This window comes from Streptomyces sp. NPDC040410 (assembly GCF_055595715.1).
On sequence record NZ_JBVIVK010000008.1, the window covers coordinates 275,815 to 294,086 of the forward strand.

15 protein-coding genes are annotated in these 18,272 nt (G+C 70.8%); 8 read left to right on the top strand and 7 right to left on the bottom strand.

Going from position 1 to position 18,272, the window contains the following annotated elements; genetic code table 11:
- Positions 1–23 precede the first annotated feature (23 nt).
- A complete protein-coding gene (locus tag ACZ562_RS19145) occupies positions 24–1,295 on the bottom strand; it encodes an extracellular solute-binding protein (RefSeq protein ID WP_471180206.1) in 1,272 nt (423 codons plus the stop codon).
- 390 nt (positions 1,296–1,685) lie between these two features.
- Between ACZ562_RS19145 and ACZ562_RS19150 the strand changes: the two genes are divergently transcribed.
- Together ACZ562_RS19150 and ACZ562_RS19155 are read left to right on the top strand one after the other, a co-directional pair.
- Positions 1,686–2,720, top strand: coding sequence for a LacI family DNA-binding transcriptional regulator (locus ACZ562_RS19150; RefSeq protein ID WP_471180209.1), 1,035 nt, complete (start codon positions 1,686–1,688; stop codon positions 2,718–2,720).
- 80 nt (positions 2,721–2,800) lie between these two features.
- Positions 2,801–3,691 (top strand): phosphatase PAP2 family protein, encoded by an 891-nt coding sequence (locus ACZ562_RS19155; protein ID WP_471180211.1) that lies wholly within the window; start codon positions 2,801–2,803, stop codon positions 3,689–3,691.
- Positions 3,692–3,978: 287 nt separating this feature from the next.
- On the opposite strand, the gene ACZ562_RS19160 is transcribed toward ACZ562_RS19155, so the two are convergent.
- Positions 3,979–6,993, bottom strand: coding sequence for a bifunctional [glutamine synthetase] adenylyltransferase/[glutamine synthetase]-adenylyl-L-tyrosine phosphorylase (locus tag ACZ562_RS19160; RefSeq protein ID WP_471180214.1), 3,015 nt, complete (start codon positions 6,991–6,993; stop codon positions 3,979–3,981).
- Between the two features lie 188 nt (positions 6,994–7,181).
- Here ACZ562_RS19160 and ACZ562_RS19165 point away from each other — a divergent pair, with 188 nt between their 5' ends.
- Together ACZ562_RS19165 and ACZ562_RS19170 are read left to right on the top strand one after the other, a co-directional pair.
- On the top strand, positions 7,182–7,694 hold the full coding sequence (locus tag ACZ562_RS19165; protein ID WP_471180217.1) for a pyridoxamine 5'-phosphate oxidase family protein: 513 nt from the start codon (positions 7,182–7,184) through the stop codon (positions 7,692–7,694).
- 31 nt (positions 7,695–7,725) lie between these two features.
- Complete coding sequence (locus tag ACZ562_RS19170; RefSeq protein ID WP_471180220.1) at positions 7,726–8,160, top strand: VOC family protein; 435 nt, start codon at positions 7,726–7,728, stop codon at positions 8,158–8,160.
- A 98-nt stretch (positions 8,161–8,258) separates the two neighbouring features.
- On the opposite strand, the gene glnA is transcribed toward ACZ562_RS19170, so the two are convergent.
- Positions 8,259–9,620: a type I glutamate--ammonia ligase gene (gene glnA / locus ACZ562_RS19175; protein WP_471180223.1), complete on the bottom strand. Its 1,362-nt coding sequence runs from the start codon at positions 9,618–9,620 to the stop codon at positions 8,259–8,261.
- 307 nt (positions 9,621–9,927) lie between these two features.
- On the opposite strand from glnA, the gene ACZ562_RS19180 reads away from it, so the two are divergent.
- Entirely contained in the window at positions 9,928–11,118 is a 1,191-nt protein-coding gene (locus tag ACZ562_RS19180; protein ID WP_471180226.1) for a globin domain-containing protein, read from the top strand.
- A 24-nt stretch (positions 11,119–11,142) separates the two neighbouring features.
- On the opposite strand, the gene ACZ562_RS19185 is transcribed toward ACZ562_RS19180, so the two are convergent.
- Positions 11,143–11,577 carry an RrF2 family transcriptional regulator gene (locus ACZ562_RS19185; protein ID WP_471180229.1) on the bottom strand — a complete coding sequence of 145 codons (435 nt, stop codon included), beginning with the start codon at positions 11,575–11,577 and terminating at the stop codon, positions 11,143–11,145.
- 153 nt (positions 11,578–11,730) lie between these two features.
- Between ACZ562_RS19185 and ACZ562_RS19190 the strand changes: the two genes are divergently transcribed.
- The 3 genes from ACZ562_RS19190 to ACZ562_RS19200 all read left to right on the top strand — a co-directional run bounded on the left by ACZ562_RS19190 (position 11,731) and on the right by ACZ562_RS19200 (position 14,874).
- Positions 11,731–12,387 carry a DUF3105 domain-containing protein gene (locus ACZ562_RS19190; protein ID WP_471180231.1) on the top strand — a complete coding sequence of 219 codons (657 nt, stop codon included), beginning with the start codon at positions 11,731–11,733 and terminating at the stop codon, positions 12,385–12,387.
- Positions 12,384–13,004, top strand: coding sequence for a DUF305 domain-containing protein (locus ACZ562_RS19195; protein ID WP_471180234.1), 621 nt, complete (start codon positions 12,384–12,386; stop codon positions 13,002–13,004). Before ACZ562_RS19190 ends, ACZ562_RS19195 begins: the two co-directional genes overlap by 4 nt.
- Positions 13,005–13,119: 115 nt before the next feature.
- Positions 13,120–14,874 (top strand): NAD+ synthase, encoded by a 1,755-nt coding sequence (locus ACZ562_RS19200; RefSeq protein ID WP_471180236.1) that lies wholly within the window; start codon positions 13,120–13,122, stop codon positions 14,872–14,874.
- Positions 14,875–15,038: 164 nt separating this feature from the next.
- Here the strand turns inward: ACZ562_RS19200 and ACZ562_RS19205 are convergent, their stop codons facing one another.
- The 3 genes from ACZ562_RS19205 to ACZ562_RS19215 form a co-directional block, all read right to left on the bottom strand.
- The gene (locus ACZ562_RS19205; RefSeq protein ID WP_471180239.1) at positions 15,039–16,265 is read right to left on the bottom strand and encodes an MFS transporter; all 1,227 of its coding nucleotides are present in this window, start codon (positions 16,263–16,265) and stop codon (positions 15,039–15,041) included.
- A 105-nt stretch (positions 16,266–16,370) separates the two neighbouring features.
- Positions 16,371–17,330 carry an endonuclease/exonuclease/phosphatase family protein gene (locus ACZ562_RS19210; RefSeq protein ID WP_471180335.1) on the bottom strand — a complete coding sequence of 320 codons (960 nt, stop codon included), beginning with the start codon at positions 17,328–17,330 and terminating at the stop codon, positions 16,371–16,373.
- 297 nt (positions 17,331–17,627) lie between these two features.
- Positions 17,628–18,245 carry a TetR/AcrR family transcriptional regulator gene (locus ACZ562_RS19215; RefSeq protein ID WP_471180242.1) on the bottom strand — a complete coding sequence of 206 codons (618 nt, stop codon included), beginning with the start codon at positions 18,243–18,245 and terminating at the stop codon, positions 17,628–17,630.
- Between the last annotated feature and the right edge of the window lie 27 nt (positions 18,246–18,272).

Genomic DNA, 18,272 nt, shown 5'->3' on the forward strand with positions numbered 1-18,272 from the left:
GCAGATGCGACGGCCACGCGGGCCTACTTGGTGAAGTCCTGGACCAGCTTGGCGATCGCGGTCTCGGCGTTGCCCAGACCCTTGTCCAGGGACTTCTTGCCGCCGGCGATCTGCGGCAGCTCGGTGTCCAGCGGGCCCCACAGGGAGCTGTACTCGGGCAGCGCCGGGCGCGGCTGGGCGTTCGGCAGGACGCCCTGGTAGCCGGCGATGCCCGGGTCGGCCTTGACCTCGGCGGTGTAGGCGTCGTCACGCGTCGGCAGCGTGGAGTTCTTCAGGGCGATGGCCGCCTGGGACTTCGCCGAGGTCATGAAGTTGACGAACTTCTGCGCGGCCTTCTGGTGCGCGGCGTCCGAGCCGGCGTAGATCGACAGGTTGTGGCCGCCGGTCGGAGCGCCCGCCTTGCCGGTGGAGCCGGCCGGGACGGTGGCGATGCCGAGGTTGGCCTTGTCCTTGAAGGCCGAGCCCTTGTAGAAGTTCGTGATCTCCCAGGGGCCCTGGATGATCGCGGCGACCTTGCCGCTGACGAACGCCTCCTGGATGTGGGCGTAGGCGTCGGCGGTGGTGTCGGCCTTGTGCAGGCCCTTGCCGTCGAACAGGCTCAGCCAGGTCTCGTAGCCCTTCTTCGCGGCGTCCGAGTTGACGGTGATCTTCTTGGCGGCGGCGTCGACGGTGTCGGTGCCCTCGCCGTAGAGGAACGTCTGGGCGTAGTAGGCCTGGGTGGAGCCCCAGTAGCCGTCGACACCGGTCTTGCTCTTGATCGTGGCGGCGGCCTTCTTCAGGTCGTCCCAGGTCTTGGGGGCCTCGACGCCCGCCTTCTCGAAGAGCCGCTTGTTGTAGACCAGCGCGAGGGTGTCGGTGACGAACGGCACGCCGTAGGTCTTGCCGTCGTACTTGGCCTGCTCGATCAGGTTGGGCTGGAACTTGCTCCGGTCCGCGAGGGCCTCGGTGCCGTCCAGCGGCTGGAAGAAGCCCTTCTTGGCGAAGGCGGGGGTCCAGCCGACCTCGGAGCGCAGGATGTCCGGGGCGCCCTTGGAGCCGGCGGCCGTGTCGAACTTGTTCTGCGCCTGGTCGAAGGGCACGTTGACGTACTTGACCTTGATGTCCTTGTTGGCGGCCTCGAACTCCTTGACCAAGGCCTGGTACGTCGGCGCCTCATTGGTGGCGTTGGATGTGTCCCACCACGTGATGGTGACCGGCCCGCTCGACTTGTCGCTGCCGCTGTCGTCCCCGCCGCAGGCCGTCGCCGCGAGAGCGAGGGACGCCACCAGCGCGGTGGCCGCTATGCCACGCCGCATGAGTTCTCCTTGAGGGTGAAAGCCCGTGTGGTGCAGGTGGCGGTCCCGTCCGCCGCTCCTGCCGTCTTGCCGACTGCGCCGTTGCGGCGGCCGGGCGACGTGAACGTAACAGCGTTGAAAGCGTTGCGAAAGACCTTGCTGCAAAAAAGTGCAAGAGACCTCCGAAGTTATCCGGACGTGACGCGCGAGCGACCGTCACGAGACCATTATTGGCACGGTAGAACCGCCACAGAGCAGGGCAGGGGCCGACGTGCAAGACTCTGCAAGCTCTTGCCATCACTTTCACGAGGGAGCGCGATGACGCAGCAGCGCGGACAGGGCCGTTCCACAGGGCGCCCAAGGCGTCCGATTGGTGTGCAAGGTGACACCTGGCCGGTACAGTCCACCCCTGTGACCACACGGCTAGCCGACATCGCTGCTCAGGCGGGGGTGAGCGAAGCGACCGTCAGCCGCGTCCTCAACGGGAAGCCGGGTGTCGCCGCCACCACCCGCCAGTCCGTGCTGGCCGCACTCGACGTGCTGGGCTACGAACGCCCGGTGCGTCTGCGGCAGCGCAGCGAGGGCCTCGTGGGCCTGATAACGCCGGAGCTGGAGAACCCGATCTTCCCGGCGCTGGCCCAGGTGATCGGCCAGGCGCTGACCCGGCAGGGCTACACGCCGGTCCTCGCCACCCAGACTCCCGGCGGGTCCACGGAGGACGAGCTCACCGAGATGCTGGTGGACCGCGGGGTCGCCGGAATCATCTACGTCTCCGGCCTGCACGCGGACACCACCGCCGACATGCAGCGCTACGAGCAGCTGCGGGCGCAGGGCGTGCCCTTCGTGCTCGTGGACGGCTTCTCCCCGAAGGTGCAGGCGCCGTTCATCTCCCCCGACGACCGCGCCGCGATGACGCTGGCGGTCACGCACCTGGTGTCGCTCGGCCACACCCGGATCGGGCTGGCGCTGGGCCCGAAGCGCTTCGTGCCGGTACAGCGCAAGATCGAGGGCTTCGTCCGCACGATGCAGGACCAGCTGGGGCTGAGCCCGCAGGCCATCGAGGCGGAGCTCGTGCAGCACTCCCTGTACACCCTGGAGGGCGGGCAGGCCGCCGCCACCGCGCTGATCGACCGCGACTGCACCGCGGTGGTCTGCGCGAGCGACATGATGGCACTGGGCGCGATTCGGGCGGCCCGGCAGCGGGGTCTGGACGTCCCGAAGGCCGTCTCGGTGGTGGGCTTCGACGACTCCCCGCTGATCGCCTTCACCGATCCCCCGCTGACGACGATCCGTAAGCCGGTCCCGGCGATGGGCCAGGCAGCGGTGCGCACGCTCCTGGAGGAGATCGGCGGGACGCCGGCGCCGCACAGCGAGTTCGTGTTCATGCCGGAGCTGGTGGTGCGCGGCTCGACGGCCTCGGCACCCGGGGACCGGAATCGCCCATGATCACCCGACGTAGAACATGCGGCGCGAACCCGACGCGGGGATGATCTGAGGGTAACGCTTTTCTGGCAGACTCTGTGCCTATGGGTGAGACGACCGTGACGCCACCGGAGGGCCTCGGAGAGGTCGCTCCGCACCCCGTCGCGAACGACGCGGCGGGGCAGGGCCAGCTGCGCCGTCTGCGCACCCCCCGCCGTCCCCGGCTGTGGTTCGAGATCCTGCTGATCGCTGTGAGTTACTGGACGTACTCACTGGTCCGCAACGCGGTCCCGGAACAGAAGGTCCAGGCGCTGCGCAACGCCGACTGGATCTGGAAGGCCGAGCACCAACTCGGCATCGCCGTGGAGCAGTCCGTCAACCAAGCCGTGAACTCGGTGAGCTGGCTCGTCGTCGGTATGAACTACTACTACGCGACGTTGCACTTCGTGGTGACGCTGGGCGTCCTGGTGTGGCTGTACCGCAGACACCCGGGCCGCTACGCGGCCACCCGGCTGGTGCTGTTCGCGACGACGGTCGTCGCCCTGGTCGGTTACTACCTGTATCCGCTCGCCCCGCCCCGTCTGATGAACGGCGGCGACTTCATCGACACCGTCATGGTCCATCAGACCTGGGGTTCGATGGCCTCCGGCGACCTGAAGAACATGTCGAACCAGTTCGCCGCGATGCCGTCGATGCACATCGGCTGGTCCGTGTGGTGCGGACTGACCGTCTTCGCGCTGGCCAGGGTGCCGTGGGTCCGGGTGCTCGGCCTGCTCTACCCGGCGGCGACCCTGGTGGTCATCGTCGCCACCGCCAACCATTTCTGGCTGGACGCGGTGGGCGGCGTGCTGTGCCTGGCCTTCGGCTTCGCGGTGGCCTGGGTCTGGTACGGGGCGCTGCCGTACGCTCTTCCCCGGCCCACGCCGGTGAAGCCGTGCGCCCGGTCCACGACCGACGACGTCACGTCGCCCCGGCATCCCGTAGCGCCTCGATGAACGCTCCCGGGGCGGGCTGGGGCGGGGCCGTCTCGCACACGGCCGCGTAGATCGACCGCACCGGTTCCGGTCGCCTGGCCGTCGTGGCCACGGGGCTGGGGCTGACCCGCTGGCGGCCCGCACCGGCCCGGTGCGCGGCCTGCCGTACGGGCCGGCATTCCGCCCGGCGCCCCGACCTGCCATGCGACCGCCGTGACCTTTCGTGACCCTCCGTGACCTGCCGGGCCTGCCGTTTCGCCCAGACCGCGGAGCTGCCGTCACCCGCCCTTCCGCACGGCCCGCCCGACCTACCGTGACCTGCCGTTCCCGGAGGCGTAGAACAGCTCGTCCACCACGCCCCGCGCCCTTCGCGTGGTCCGCCGGTAGTCGTCGAGCATGTCGCCCACGTGGCCGGGTCCGTACCCCAGATAGCGCCCCATCGCGACGAGTTCACGCCCGCCCGACGGGAACGTGTCCCCGGCGCGACCGCGCACCAGCATCACCGCGTTGCGTACGCGGGTCGCGAGCACCCACGCCTCGTCCAGTGTTCCGGCGTCCTCGGCGGAGATGAGGCCGGCGGCGCACGCGGCGGCCAGGGCGTCGCGGGTGCGGGTGGTGCGCAGCCGGGGTTCCGTCGAACCGTGCCGCAACTGGAGCAGCTGCACCGTCCACTCGACGTCGGACAGGCCCCCGGGCCCGAGCTTGGTGTGCAGCTTCGGGTCGGCGCCGCGAGGCAGCCGCTCGGACTCCATTCGGGCCTTCAGACGCCGGATCTCGCGCACGGCGTCGTCGCCGAGCCCGCCGGCCGGATAGCGCAGGGGGTCGATCAGTTCGACGAACCGGCGGCTCAGCTCCTGGTCCCCGGCGACGGGTTCGGCCCGCAGCAGCGCCTGCGACTCCCACACCAGGGACCAGCGCCGGTAGTAGGCCTCGTACGACTTCAACGTCCGTACGAGCGGTCCGGACTTGCCCTCCGGCCGCAGGTCGGCGTCGATGAGCAGGGGCGGGTCGGCGCTGGGGATCTGGAGCAGTCGGCGCATCTCGGAGACGACCTTGCCCGCCGCGTCGGCGGCTTCCCGCTCGTCGACGCCCTCGCGCGGCTCGTGCACGAACAGGACGTCCGCGTCGGAGCCGTAGCCGAGTTCGTGGCCGCCGAAGCGGCCCATGCCGATGACGGCGAAGCGGGTGGGCAGGGTGTCGCCCCAGCCCTCGCGGACGACCGCGCGGAGCGTACCGGCCAGGGTCGCGGCCGTGAGGTCGGAGATCGCGCCGCCGACGCGGTCCACGAGGGCGCCCTGGTCGGCCTCGGCGGGCTGGGCCTCGGTGCCGTAGGAGCCGACGATGTCCGCGGCGGCCGTACGGAATAGTTCGCGGCGGCGGACGCCGCGGGCCGCGGTGACCGCCTGCGCGGCGTCGTCGGCGCGGCCGACCGCGGCGAGGATCTCCTGCTCCAGGTGGGCCCGTCCCCGCTGTTCCAGCCCGCCGCCGTCGCCGTCGCCGAGCAGCGCGACGGCCTCGGGCGCGCGCATCAGCAGGTCGGGGGCGAGCCGGCCGGCGGACAGCACGCGGGCGAGGTTCTCGGCCGCCGCGCCCTCGTCCCGGAGCAGCCGCAGATACCAGGGGGTCTTGCCGAGGGCGTCCGACACCTTGCGGAAGTTGAGCAGGCCGGCGTCCGGGTCCGCGGAGTCCGCGAACCAGCCCAGCAGGACGGGCAGAAGGGTGCGCTGGATGGCGGCCTTGCGGGTGACGCCGGAGGCCAGCGCCTCCAGGTGACGCAGCGCGGCGGCGGGATCGGCGTACCCGAGCGCGACCAGCCGCTCGCGGGCCGCCTCCGGGCTCAACCGGGCCTCACCGGACGCGAGTTGGGCGACGGCGTCGAGCAGCGGGCGGTAGAAGAGCTTCTCGTGCAGACGTCGTACGACGCTGGTGTGCCGTTTCCACTCGCGGTTGAGGTCGGCGACCGGGTCGGCGCGCAGCCCGAGGGAGCGGCCGATGCGGCGCAGATCGGCCTCGTCCTCCGGGACGAGGTGGGTGCGGCGCAGCCGGTAGAGCTGGATGCGGTGCTCCATGGAGCGCAGGAAGCGGTAGGCCTCGTCGAGCTGTACCGCGTCCGCGCGGCCGACGTAGCCGCCGGCGGCCAGCGCCTGCAGGGCGTGCAGGGTGGTGCCGCTGCGCAGGGAGGCGTCGGCCCTGCCGTGCACCAACTGCAGGAGCTGCACGGCGAATTCGACGTCCCTGAGGCCGCCGGGTCCGAGCTTCAGCTCGCGGTCGATCTCCGCGGCCGGGATGTTCTCGACGACCCGGCGGCGCATCTTCTGCACGTCGGCGACGAAGTTCTCGCGCTCGGCCGCCTTCCACACGAGGGGTTCGAGCGCGGCGACGTACTCCTCGCCGAGTTCGATGTCCCCGGCCACCGGGCGGGCCTTGAGCAGCGCCTGGAACTCCCAGGTCTTCGCCCAGCGCTGGTAGTAGGCGAGGTGGCTGCTGAGCGTGCGCACCAGCGGACCGTTCCTGCCCTCGGGGCGCAGGTTGGCGTCCACGGGCCAGATCGAGCCTTCGACGGTCGTCTCCGAGCAGACCCGCATCATGTGCGAGGCGAGCTTGGTCGCGGCACGCAGCGCCTTGCCCTCGTCGGCGCCCTCGACGGCCTCGCCGACGAAGATGACGTCGACGTCGGAGACGTAGTTCAGCTCGTGGCCGCCGCACTTGCCCATCGCGATGACCGCGAGCCGGCACAGCGCGGAGTCGTCGGGCGCGGCGGCCCGCGCGACGGCGAGGGCGGCGCGCAGGGTCGCGGTGGCGAGGTCGGCGAGTTCGGCGGCGGTCGCGGCGAGGTCGGTGGTACCGCACACGTCGCGGGCGGCGATGGACAGCAGGCAGCGCCGGTAGGCGACGCGCAGGGAGACCGGATCGGTCGCCCCGGCGAGGCCGCGCTCGAACTCCTCCACCCCGGGGTGGAGGTCACGCGGCTCGTACATCACGAGCGCCTGCCAGTCGCTCGGGTGCCGGGCGAGGTGGTCGGCGAGCGCGGCGGAGGCGCCGAGCACGCCGAGCAGCCGGTCGCGCAGTGGTTTGGCCGCTATGAGCGTGTCGAGCAGTTCACGCCGGGCGGCGGGGGTGCGCTGCGCCTCCAGCAGCCGTACGAGACCCTGCAGGGCCAGGTCCGGGTCGGCGGTCGCGCCCAGCGCCTCCAGCAGCACCGGGTCGTCGCGCACGGGAGCGAGTTCCGCGCTGTCCAGCAGGCGCTCGGCGGCCGAGGGGGCGGTGAAGCCGTGCCGCAGCAGCCGCGTGAAGGTACTGCTCCTGCGCCCCGGCGCCGTCATCGTCGGCCTCCCGTGTGGATCAGCCTCGTACGAGCCGTGGATCTCGCTCGTACGAGCCGTCGGATCAAGGTCGTACGCGCTTGAGCCTAACCGGAGAGCCTGCGGGCGTCCCCGACCCGACCGGTGAGATCTCTCGACTGGCACGGTCTCCCCTTTGTTCCGAGCATTCTTTACGAGGAGGAGAGCCCATGGTGAACCACGCCCCGCAGACCCGTCTCGACCCCCGCTACAGCGACCCGGAGGCCACCCCGGCCACCTGGACCGAGGCCGAGGCGCTGCTCGCCGAGGCCGAGCTGTTCTGGATCTCGACCGTACGGCCGGACGGGCGGCCGCACGTGACCCCGCTGCCCGCGGTGTGGGCGGACGGCGCGCTGCACTTCTGTACGGGGCCCGAGGAGCGCAAGGCGAAGAACCTGGCGGACAACCCGCACGTCGTGCTGACGACCGGCACCAACGCCTGGAACGAGGGCTACGACCTGGTGGTGGAGGGCGAGGCCGTGCGCGTGGCCGACGACGGCAGGCTGCGCCGGCTCGCGTCGGCGTGGGAGTCCAAGTACGGCGGTTTCTGGCACTTCGAGGTGCGGGACGGCTACTTCCACCACGGCCCGGGACACGCCCTGGTATTCGCGGTGGCGCCCGGTACGGTTTTCGGCTTCGGTAAGGGGGAGCCGTTCAGCCAGACGCGGTGGCGGTTCGGGTGACGCAGGGCTGACGCACGACAAGGGAGTCGTCATGGACATGAGCCTCGAAGTGGTGCTGCTGCCGGTCTCCGACGTGGACCGGGCCAAGGAGTTCTACCGGGACAAGGTCGGCTTCCACGTCGACCTCGACGGCGAGGTGATGGAGGGCGTCCGGATCGTCCAGCTCACGCCGCCCGGCTCCGGCTGTTCGATCGCGCTCGTCGACGGGCTCCAGGTGCCGACGGGGACGCCGCGGCCGGGGACGTACCACGGGATGCAGCTGTGCGTCACGGACGCCAAGGCCGCGTACGAGGAGCTGACCGCACGTGGCCTCGACGTCACCGAGCCCCAGCAGTTCGCACCGCAGGACGGCGCCACGTTCATGTACTTCAAGGACCCGGACGGCAACGGCTGGGCGATCCAGGAGTACCGGCGCAGGGCGACCGAGCCGCTGCACCAGGTACTGGCCAAGCTGGCAGCCCGGTAGCGCCCCGGCCGCCGGGCTGGTGAGACGCACCGGTGCCGACGGTCCTCGCCCGTGGGCACCGGTTGCCGGATCAACGGCAAACCCGCTCTGACCTGCGCTTACAGCACCGGCAGGTTCTTCTTCAGCTCGAAGGCGGTGACCTCGGAGCGGTACTCCTCCCACTCCTGGCGCTTGTTGCGGAGGAAGAAGTCGAAGACGTGTTCGCCCAGCGTCTCGGCGACCAGGTCGCTGCGTTCCATCAGGGTGAGGGCCTCGCCCAGGTTCTGGGGCAGGGGTTCGATGCCCATCGCGCGGCGCTCGGAGTTGGAGAGGGCCCAGACGTCGTCCTCGGCGCCCGGCGGGAGCTCGTAACCCTCCTCGATGCCCTTGAGGCCGGCGGCCAGGAGCACCGCGTACGCCAGGTACGGGTTGGCGCCGGAGTCGATGGAGCGGACCTCGATGCGGGCCGAGCCGGTCTTGCCGGGCTTGTACATCGGGACGCGGACCAGGGCGGAGCGGTTGTTGTGGCCCCAGCAGATGTAGGACGGGGCCTCGCCGCCGGCGCCGGCCGTGCGCTCCGAGCCGCCCCAGATGCGCTTGTAGGAGTTGACCCACTGGTTGGTGACGGCCGCGATCTCCGCAGCGTGTTTGAGCAGGCCCGCGATGAAGGACCGGCCGACCTTGGAGAGCTGGTACTCCGCGCCGGACTCGTAGAACGCGTTGCGGTCGCCCTCGAAGAGGGAGAGGTGCGTGTGCATGCCCGAGCCGGGGTGCTCGGAGAACGGCTTCGGCATGAAGGTCGCCTGGACCCCCTGCTCCAGCGCCACCTGCTTCATGACCAGGCGGAACGTCATGATGTTGTCCGCCGTCGAGAGCGCGTCGGCGTAGCGCAGGTCGATCTCCTGCTGGCCCGGGGCGCCCTCGTGGTGGGAGAACTCGACCGAGATGCCCATCGACTCCAGCATGGTGATCGCCTGGCGGCGGAAGTCCATGCCGATGTTCTGCGGGGTGTGGTCGAAGTAGCCGGAGTTGTCGGCGGGCGTCGGGCGTGAGCCGTCGAGCGGGCGGTCCTTCAGCAGGAAGAACTCGATCTCCGGGTGGGTGTAGAAGGTGAAGCCCAGGTCGGAGGTGCGGGCGAGGGCACGCTTGAGGACGTAGCGCGGGTCGGCGAAGGACGGGGAACCGTCCGGCATGAGGATGTCGCAGAACATGCGGGCGGTGCCCGGGGCCTCCGCGCGCCACGGCAGGACCTGGAAGGTCGACGGGTCCGGCTTGGCGATCATGTCGGACTCGTAGACCCGGGCGAAGCCCTCGATCGCGGAGCCGTCGAAGCCGATGCCCTCGTCGAACGCCTGCTCCAGCTCGGCGGGGGCCACGGCGACGGACTTGAGGAAGCCCAGCACGTCCGTGAACCACAGGCGTACGAACCGGATGTCGCGCTCCTCCAACGTCCGGAGCACGAACTCCTGCTGCTTGTCCATCTTCCGCTTCCCCATCCTTGCTGGTCAGGCCACCCGCCTCCCGTACCACAGGAGGCGGTAGGGCACCTGAGCATCCCACCACAACACCATTTCATGCGTGTTGCGCACCTTGATCGTCCGACCGGCCGCGGGGTGAAGGCCTCACGTACGGCAGGTGTACCGCTCTGGAGCCCATCTTGCCTGCTCGGGCCGACATCCGTAATGGCCGCCCCACCCCCGCCTCCGTGAGCGACACCACTCCGCTTAAATTTGCATCTCAAATGCAAGTTTTACTACGGTGCCGATCAGTTGAGCCCAAGGAGCCCCGATGCTGTCCGAGCAGTCCGCCGCCACCGTCCGCGCCACCCTCCCCGCCGTCGGAGCCGCCATCGGTGAGATCACCGAGCGCTTCTACAAGGGCCTGTTCACGGCCCACCCGGACCTGCTGCGGGACCTCTTCAACCGCGGCAACCAGGCCGCCGGCACCCAGCGGCAGGCCCTGGCGGGCTCCATCGCCGCCTTCGCCACACATCTCGTCGAGCACCCGGACCGGCGGCCCGACGCGATGCTCGGCCGCATCGCCCAAAAGCACGCCTCCCTGGGCGTCACGCCCGAGCAGTACGCGGTCGTCCACGAGCACCTCTTCGCCGCCATCGCCGAGGTCCTCGGCGAGGCCGTCACGCCCGAGGTCGCGGCCGCCTGGGACGAGGTCTACTGGCTGATGGCGAACGCGCTCGTCGCCATCGAGAAGCGGCTGTACGAGGAGGCAGGCGACCCCGGCTGGCGGCAGTGGGAGGTCGTCGGGCGCGTCACCGAGACCGCCGATGTCGCCACCTTCCGGTTGCGGCCCGTCGACGGCGGGAGGGCGGCCGGCTTCCGCGCGGGCCAGTACGTGTCCGTACGCGTCGAACTCCCGGACGGCGCACGTCAGATACGCCAGTACAGCCTCTCCGGGGCGCCCGGCGCGGAGGCGGTGCGGCAGATCAGCGTGAAGCGGGTGAGCGGCGACGCCGACACGCCCGACGGCGAGGTCTCGCACCACCTCCACGCGCGCGTGCGCGAGGGCGACGTCCTGGAGCTGTCCGCCCCGTACGGCGATCTCGTTCTCGGTGACGTCAGCGAGCGGCCCCTGCTGCTCGCCTCGGCCGGCATCGGTGTGACCCCGATGGTGGCCATGCTGGCGCAGCTCGCCGAGGACGGGCACCGCGCCCCGGTCACCGTTGTGCACGGCGACCGCTCCCCCGCCGACCACGCGCTGCGCGCCGACCACGAGGCGTACGCGGGCAAGCTCCCGCGGGCCGCCCTCCACTTCTGGTACGAGACGGACGCCGCCGGGTCCGGCGGCCGCACCGGCCTGGTCGACCTCCGCGACGTCGACGTACCGCAGTACACGCGCGCGTACCTGTGCGGTCCGCTGCCCTTCATGCGTGCGGTGCGGGCCCAGCTGATCGAGAAGGGTGTGGCACCCGCCGACATCCACTACGAGGTCTTCGGGCCGGACCTCTGGCTGGCCCGGTAGGGACGCGGGGCCGACGGGCCCTGGTCAGGAAGCCCGGCCGATCTCCAGCAGCAGCGGTCCGGTGGGGGACTCGATCATGTCCGCCACCGTCAGCGGGTCCAGCGAGGCGAAGAACGCCTCCTGGGCCCGGCGCAGCGCCCCGCGCAGCCGGCAGGCGGAGTTGAGGGGGCAGGGCGTGGCACCCTCGCACTCGACGACGTCGCCGTCGCCCTCGAAGGTGCGCACGACGGCGCCCACGGACGCCGTGCGCCCCTCCTCGGTGAGCGCGAGCCCGCCGCCCCGGCCGCGGCGGGCGGCGAGCAGCCCGAGGTGCTGGAGTTCGGCGACGACTTTCGCCAGGTGCGTGTACGGCACGTCCATGTCGGCCGCGACCTCGCGGGTCGTGGGAGTGGACTCGTCCTCGACCGCGAGCCGCATCAGGACGCGCAGAGCAAGGTCGGTGGAGCGCAACAGCCGCATTCAGCCAGCGTAAATAATGCGCATCCGCGGTTCAAATTATCGGCCGGACGTAGCGCTCCGGCCTCTGCTGTGCCCTCCCTACGAGGGGCCCCCTTCTTCCCTATTACGATCAGCGGACCCGACCGGCCCCCTTTCCCCAGAAGGACAACCCTCATGGGCTCCGCCAAGAAGAGCGACAGCGCGGCACGCAAGGCGTTCATAGTGGAGATGCGTCGCGCCGAGCAGGCCCGCGAGCGGCGCAACCGGATCCTGACCGTCGCGGCCGGCGTGGTGGTCGTCGCCGGTCTCGTCGCCGGCGGTGTCTACGCCGTGGAGTCGCAGAAGGGCAAGGACGGCGCCGACGCGAAGACCTCGGGGCACTTCGTCACCGGCAAGGACGGTGTGAAGACCTGGAAGGGCACGCTGGGCCGCACCCACGTCACCAAGACCGTGAAGTACCCGACCGAGCCCCCCGTCGGGGGTGACCACAACCAGGTCTGGATGAACTGCAACGGTGACGTCTACACCAAGGCGCTCGACAACATGAACGCCGTGCACTCCCTCGAGCACGGCGCGGTGTGGGTGACGTACACCGGCAAGGCCCCGAAGGCCGACGTCGACGCGCTGGCGGCGAAGGTGAGAAAGACGCCGTACACGCTGATGAGCCCGGACGACGAGCAGAAGGACCCGATCATGCTCACCGCGTGGGGCAAGCAGCGCACGGTGCAGAGCGCGAGCGACCCGAACGTCGACAAGTTCTTCGAGCAGTTCGTCCAGGGCGAGCAGACGCCCGAGCCGGGCGCGGCCTGCACGGGCGGTCTGTCGCAGTGAGGGACGTCGGCTGGATCGCGTCGGTCTCGGCGGCGGTGCTCGTCGCGGCCGGCGCGGTCACGTACGCGGTCGCCGGGGACGACGGCGAAAGCAGCACCCCGACGGCCGACTCCGCGGACGCCGGGTTCGCCCGCGACATGGCCGTGCACCACCAGCAGGCCGTGGAGATGTCGTACATCGTGCGCGACCGCACCGGCGACACGCAGGTGCGGCGGCTCGCCTACGACATCGCGCAGACCCAGGCCAACCAGCGCGGCATGCTGCTGGGCTGGCTGGACCTGTGGGGGCTGCCGAAGGTGTCGTCCAAAGCGCCGATGACCTGGATGGGCATGGGCGGCATGGCCTCCGGCAAGGACGGCGCGCTGATGCCGGGCATGGCGACCAACACGGAGATGAAGAAGCTGGATTCGCTCAGCGGCAAGCAGGCCGAGATCTTCTACCTCCAGCTCATGACGGACCATCACAAGGGCGGCATCCACATGGCCGAGGGCTGTGTCGCCAAGTGCACGGTCGGGGTGGAGAAGCGGCTCGCGCAGGGCATGGTCGACGCGCAGCAGTCGGAGATCGACCTGATGGCGGACATGCTCAAGGAGCGGGGCGCGAAGGCCCGGTCCTAGGCGTCCTCCGATCTGATCCAGCCGACCGGATCGAGCCGTGCGGAACGGGGTGGCGTGAAGTGGCCCACACTTCGCGCCACCCCATCGCGTCGCTCTGACGATTACACTGGGGCGCGTGCCTCAACTACGCCTCGCCCTGAACCAGATCGACTCGCGCGTCGGCGACCTCGCCCAGAACGCCGAGACGATCGTCCGCTGGACCCGGCACTCCGCCGAGCAGGGAGCGCATCTGGCGGCGTTCCCGGAGATGGTGCTGACCGGGTATCCCGTCGAGGACCTGGCCCTCAGGTCGTCCTTCGTGGAGGCGTCCCGCGCGGCCCTGCGCGGCCTCGCCGCCCGCCTGGCCGACGAGGGCTTCGGAGAGCTGCCGGTGATCGTCGGCTACCTCGACCGGTCCGAGTCCGCCCAGCCGAAGTACGGCCAGCCGGCCGGCGCCCCGCGCAACGCGGCGGCGGTGCTGCACCGCGGCGAGGTGGTCCTGACGTTCGCCAAGCACCACCTGCCGAACTACGGCGTCTTCGACGAGTTCCGCTACTTCGTGCCCGGCGACACGATGCCGGTCGTCCGCGTGCACGGCGTCGACGTGGCGCTCGCGATCTGCGAGGACCTCTGGCAGGACGGCGGCCGGGTGCCTGCCGCGCGCTCGGCCGAGGCCGGCCTGCTGCTCTCGATCAACGCCTCGCCGTACGAGCGCAACAAGGACGACACCCGACTGGAGCTGGTCCGCAAGCGGGCCCAGGAGGCGGGCTGCACCACCGCATACCTCGCCATGATCGGCGGACAGGACGAGCTGGTCTTCGACGGCGACTCGATCGTGGTCGACCGGGACGGCGAGGTGATCGCGCGGGCGCCGCAGTTCTCGGAGGGCTGTGTGGTCCTGGACCTGGACCTGCCGGCGGCGTCACCGAACGCGCCGACGGGTGTGGTGGACGACGGACTGCGCATCGACCGCCTGGTGCTGTCCGAGGACCCGGTGCCGGCGTACGAGCCGGAGCTGACGGGTGGCTACGCCGAGCGGCTCGACGACGACGAGGAGGTCTACTCGGCGCTGGTCGTGGGCCTGAGGGCGTACGTCGCGAAGAACGGCTTCGCGTCGGTCCTGATCGGCCTGTCCGGCGGAATCGATTCGGCACTCGTCGCGGCGATCGCGTGCGACGCGGTGGGCGCGCAGAACGTCTACGGCGTGTCCATGCCGTCGAAGTACTCGTCCGAGCACTCGAAGGGCGACGCGGCCGAGCTGGCGCGCAGGACCGGCCTGAACTTCCGCACGGTGCCGATCGAGCCGATGTTCGACGCGTACATGGGCTCGCTGGGGCTGACGGGCCTGGCGGAGGAGAACCTCCAGTCGCGGCTGCGCGGCACCCTCCTGATGGCGATCTCGAACCAGGAAGGGCACATCGTCCTGGCCCCCGGCAACAAGTCGGAGCTGGCAGTGGGCTACTCGACGCTGTACGGCGACTCGGTCGGCGCGTACGGCCCCATCAAGGACGTGTACAAGACGTCGGTCTTCCGGCTCGCCGAGTGGCGCAACCGGGCGGCGGCGGAGCGGGGCCAGACGCCTCCGATCCCCGAGAACTCGATCACGAAGCCGCCGAGCGCGGAGCTGCGGCCCGGTCAGGTCGACACGGACTCGCTGCCGGACTATCCGGTCCTCGACGCGATCCTCGACCTGTACGTGGACCACGACAAGGGCGCGGACGAGATCGTGGCGGCGGGCTTCGACGGGGCGCTGGTCGCGAAGACGCTGCGGATGGTGGACACGGCGGAGTACAAGCGCCGCCAGTACCCGCCGGGCACGAAGATCTCGGCGAAGGGGTTCGGCAAGGACCGGCGGCTGCCGATCACGAACGGTTGGCGCGAGTCGGTCTGACCCAAGGCTGGGGGCTCCGCCCCCGGCCCCCTTCTCAGCCCGTCCGGCGCTTGCGGACGAGGCCCTTTCCATGCCGAAGCGGGGGTCTGGGGGGCGGCAGCCCCCAGGGACGGCACGGGCAGGGGCGGCGGGGGCGGGAACAACCCCGCCCGCCCCCACGGCCGTCAGGAGTGGCACGCCTCCGACGGCTGCGGCGCACACGCCGCGGCGACAACCCGATCGCGCCCGGCGGCCCGCGAAACAGCGCGCCGCCGGTCCACCAGCGCCGCCACTCCGGCCACTCCCAGCCCGAGCACAGCGAGTCCCGCCCCCGCCACCGCCGGCGATGTCGCCCCGAAGCCCGCCGCGAGCGCGAGCCCCCCGATCCACGCACCCCCGGCGTTCGCCAGGTTGAACGCGGCCTGGTTCGCCGAGGACGCCAGGGACGGCCCCCCGGCCGCCTTCTCCATGACCATCAGCTGCAGCGGCGACCCGGTGACGAACGCCGCCATGCCGAGCAGCAGGACCGCCGGCGCCGCACTCCACCGCGCCGCCATCAGCACGGGGAACAGCCCCAGCACCACCACCAGCGAGACCAGACCGCCGAACAGCGTGCCCCGCATCGCGTGGTCGGCCAGGCGTCCGCCGAGCAGGTTGCCCACGGTGGCGCCGACACCGAACAGCGCCAGCAGCAGCGTCACGCTGGCGTCGGCGTATCCGGCGGAGTCGGTGAGCATCGGCGTGATGTAGCTGTACGCGGCGAACAGCGCCCCGAATCCCGCGACGGTCGTACCCAGCGCCAGCCAGACGGGCAGCGAGCGGAGGGCCGACAGCTCGCGGCGCAGCCCGCCGGACGGCGCGTGCGCGTGGCCGTGCGGGATCAGCAGGCCGAGCGACGCGATCGCGGCGACCCCGATCGCGCTGACACCCAGGAACGTCGTGCGCCAGCCCAGGTGCTGACCCATGAGCGTGGCGACGGGTACGCCCACGATGTTGGCGACGGTCAGACCGAGGAACATCAGGGAGACGGAGCGGGCCTTGCGCTCGGGCGCCACCATGCTCGTGGCGACCACGGCACCGACACCGAAGAACGCGCCGTGCGGCAGACCGCTCAGGAAGCGGGCGGCCAGCAGCCAGTGGTGGTCGGGGGCGAAGGCCGACAGGGCGTTGCCCGCCACGAACAGGCCCATCAGGCCGATCAGGACCTTGCGGCGGGACATGCGCGCGGTGACGGCGGCCAGCAGCGGGGCGCCGATCACCACGCCCAGGGCGTAGGCCGAGACCAGATGACCGGCGAGGGGGATCGAGATGTGCAGGTCGTCGGCGACGTCGGGCAGCAGGCCCATCATCACGAACTCGGTGGTGCCGATGCCGAAAGCGCCAACGGCGAGGGCGAGCAGGGCCAGAGGCATGAAGGGGCCATTGCCTTTCGGGGAGCGGAGAAGCGACGAGCGGTGTGCCGCACATCTTATGTTCATGTGCGGAACAAAGTCTCTCCGGCCCCCCGTTCCTGCGGGTTACGACGCCGTGTCGACCCTCACACGCGCTGCGACCGGAAGGTGGTCGCTCCCGGTCTCCGGCAGCGACCACGAGCTCACCGGCTCGATCCCCTTCACCATGATCTGGTCGATCCGCGCCATCGGGAAGGACGCGGGCCAGCTGAACCCGAACCCGCTGCCCGCCGCGCCCTGCGTGGAGCGCATCTGGGCGGTGACGGCGTTGAGCGAGCGGTCGTTCATCGTGCCGTTCAGGTCGCCGAGCAGCACGACCTTGGTGATCGTCTCGTCGGCGATCGCCTCGCCCAGCGCGTCAGCGCTCTTGTCGCGCTGCCGGGCCGTGAACCCGGCCTCCAGCTTCACCCGCACCGAGGGGAGGTGGGCGACGTACACCGCGACCGGCCCGGCCGGGGTCGTCACCGTGGCGCGCATCGCGCGCGTCCAGCCCAGCTTGATGTCGACGGCCTCGACTCCGGTCATGGGGTACTTGCTCCACAGCCCGACCGTGCCCTGCACCGAGTGGTACTTGTACGTCGACGCCAGCGCCTTCTCGTACACCGGCACCGCCGACGTCGTGAGCTCCTCCAGGGCCAGTACGTCCGCGCCGGAGGCGGCCACGTCCCGGGCGGTGCCGGACGGGTCCGCGTTGTCGGCGTTGACGTTGTGCGTGGCCACCGTGACGTCGCCGCCGGTGGCGGCCTTGTCGGTGAGCAGGCCGCCGAAGAGGTTCAGCCACACGATCGCCGGCAGCAGCACCGCGATCAGCGCGGTCGTGGACTTCCGTACGAACGCGAGCGCGAGCAGCACCGGCACGAGGACGCCCAGCCAGGGCAGGAAGGTCTCCGTGAGGCTGCCGAGGTTGCCGATCCGGTTCGGGATCCGCGCGTGCAGCAGCATCACCAGGGCGAGGACCACCGCGAGCGCGGCGACGAGGATGCCCCGGCGCCAGATCCGCGGGTCACCACGCCAGCCGCCGAACATCCGGTTCACCATTCGGTTCATCAGGCGCCGAAGCCGGGCTCCCGGACGCTCGGGCCCCGAGCCGCCGTCTGCCGTCTCCGTCATGTACGCCTGCTGCGCCATACCGTCGCCTCACTGCCTGCCGTGCACACCGTTCGCCCCCTGCGCCTACGACCCTAGGGGATGATCGGTTCCGTTCTCGCCGCCCCTGGCGGCCGTACGGGCACGAGGACGTTCAAGTCGCCGCTGTGAGTTCCGTTTCCGGGCGGCCGGAGCGCGCGCTGTGACGAAACGCGCACATTAACGCTGCTCGGGGCGCTAACTGACGGGCCGTAGTCCTTCGAGCAGCGTGTCCACGATCCGTTCGGAGAGACCGTCCGGGAGCTCGCCGTCCGGACGCAGGACGGAGCGGACGAGTATGGGGCCCACGAAGAGGTCGTAGAGCAGTTCGATGTCGACGTCGTCGCGGAGTTCGCCGTTCGCCTGTCCCCGGCGCAGGACTTCGACGCCGAGCCGGTGCCGGGGGGCGATCACGGTGTTGTGGTACGCGGCCCAGATCTTCGGGCTGCTCTTCATCTGGGCGTAGACGTTGTGCAGGATCGCCGACTGGCGACTGAGCATGCCCCGCTGCCGCTGCGTTTCGATGAGGACGACCAGGTCGGCACGCATCGAAGTGCCGGGGAGTTCCGGGTCGGCGGGCTCCACGGAGCGCACGACGTCGACGAAGAGTTCCTCCTTGCCGCTCCACCGGCGGTAGATGGCGGCCTTGCCGACACCCGCGGTGCGGGCGATACGCTCGATGGAGAGTTCGGCGAGCGGAATGCCGTCCTCCAGGAGCTTCATCACGCCCTCGAGTATGGCGCGTTCCACGGCCTCGCTGCGGGGGCGCCCCTTGGTCGGGCCGGATCGGGAGGGCCGGCGTTCGGCGAGGCTCACGTTGCTCCGTCCTTCCGTGGGCTGTGA

Excerpts from the sequence above, each read along its gene's own strand:
- ACZ562_RS19145 (WP_471180206.1), bottom strand. The coding sequence starts at position 1,295 with ATGCGGCGTGGCATAGCGGCCACCGCGCTGGTGGCGTCCCTCGCTCTC.
- ACZ562_RS19155 (WP_471180211.1), top strand. The coding sequence starts at position 2,801 with ATGGGTGAGACGACCGTGACGCCACCGGAGGGCCTCGGAGAGGTCGCT.
- ACZ562_RS19160 (WP_471180214.1), bottom strand. The coding sequence starts at position 6,993 with ATGACGGCGCCGGGGCGCAGGAGCAGTACCTTCACGCGGCTGCTGCGG.
- ACZ562_RS19165 (WP_471180217.1), top strand. The coding sequence starts at position 7,182 with ATGGTGAACCACGCCCCGCAGACCCGTCTCGACCCCCGCTACAGCGAC.
- ACZ562_RS19170 (WP_471180220.1), top strand. The coding sequence starts at position 7,726 with ATGGACATGAGCCTCGAAGTGGTGCTGCTGCCGGTCTCCGACGTGGAC.
- glnA (WP_471180223.1), bottom strand. The coding sequence starts at position 9,620 with ATGGACAAGCAGCAGGAGTTCGTGCTCCGGACGTTGGAGGAGCGCGAC.
- ACZ562_RS19180 (WP_471180226.1), top strand. The coding sequence starts at position 9,928 with ATGCTGTCCGAGCAGTCCGCCGCCACCGTCCGCGCCACCCTCCCCGCC.
- ACZ562_RS19185 (WP_471180229.1), bottom strand. The coding sequence starts at position 11,577 with ATGCGGCTGTTGCGCTCCACCGACCTTGCTCTGCGCGTCCTGATGCGG.
- ACZ562_RS19190 (WP_471180231.1), top strand. The coding sequence starts at position 11,731 with ATGGGCTCCGCCAAGAAGAGCGACAGCGCGGCACGCAAGGCGTTCATA.
- ACZ562_RS19205 (WP_471180239.1), bottom strand. The coding sequence starts at position 16,265 with ATGCCTCTGGCCCTGCTCGCCCTCGCCGTTGGCGCTTTCGGCATCGGC.
- ACZ562_RS19210 (WP_471180335.1), bottom strand. The coding sequence starts at position 17,330 with ATGTTCGGCGGCTGGCGTGGTGACCCGCGGATCTGGCGCCGGGGCATC.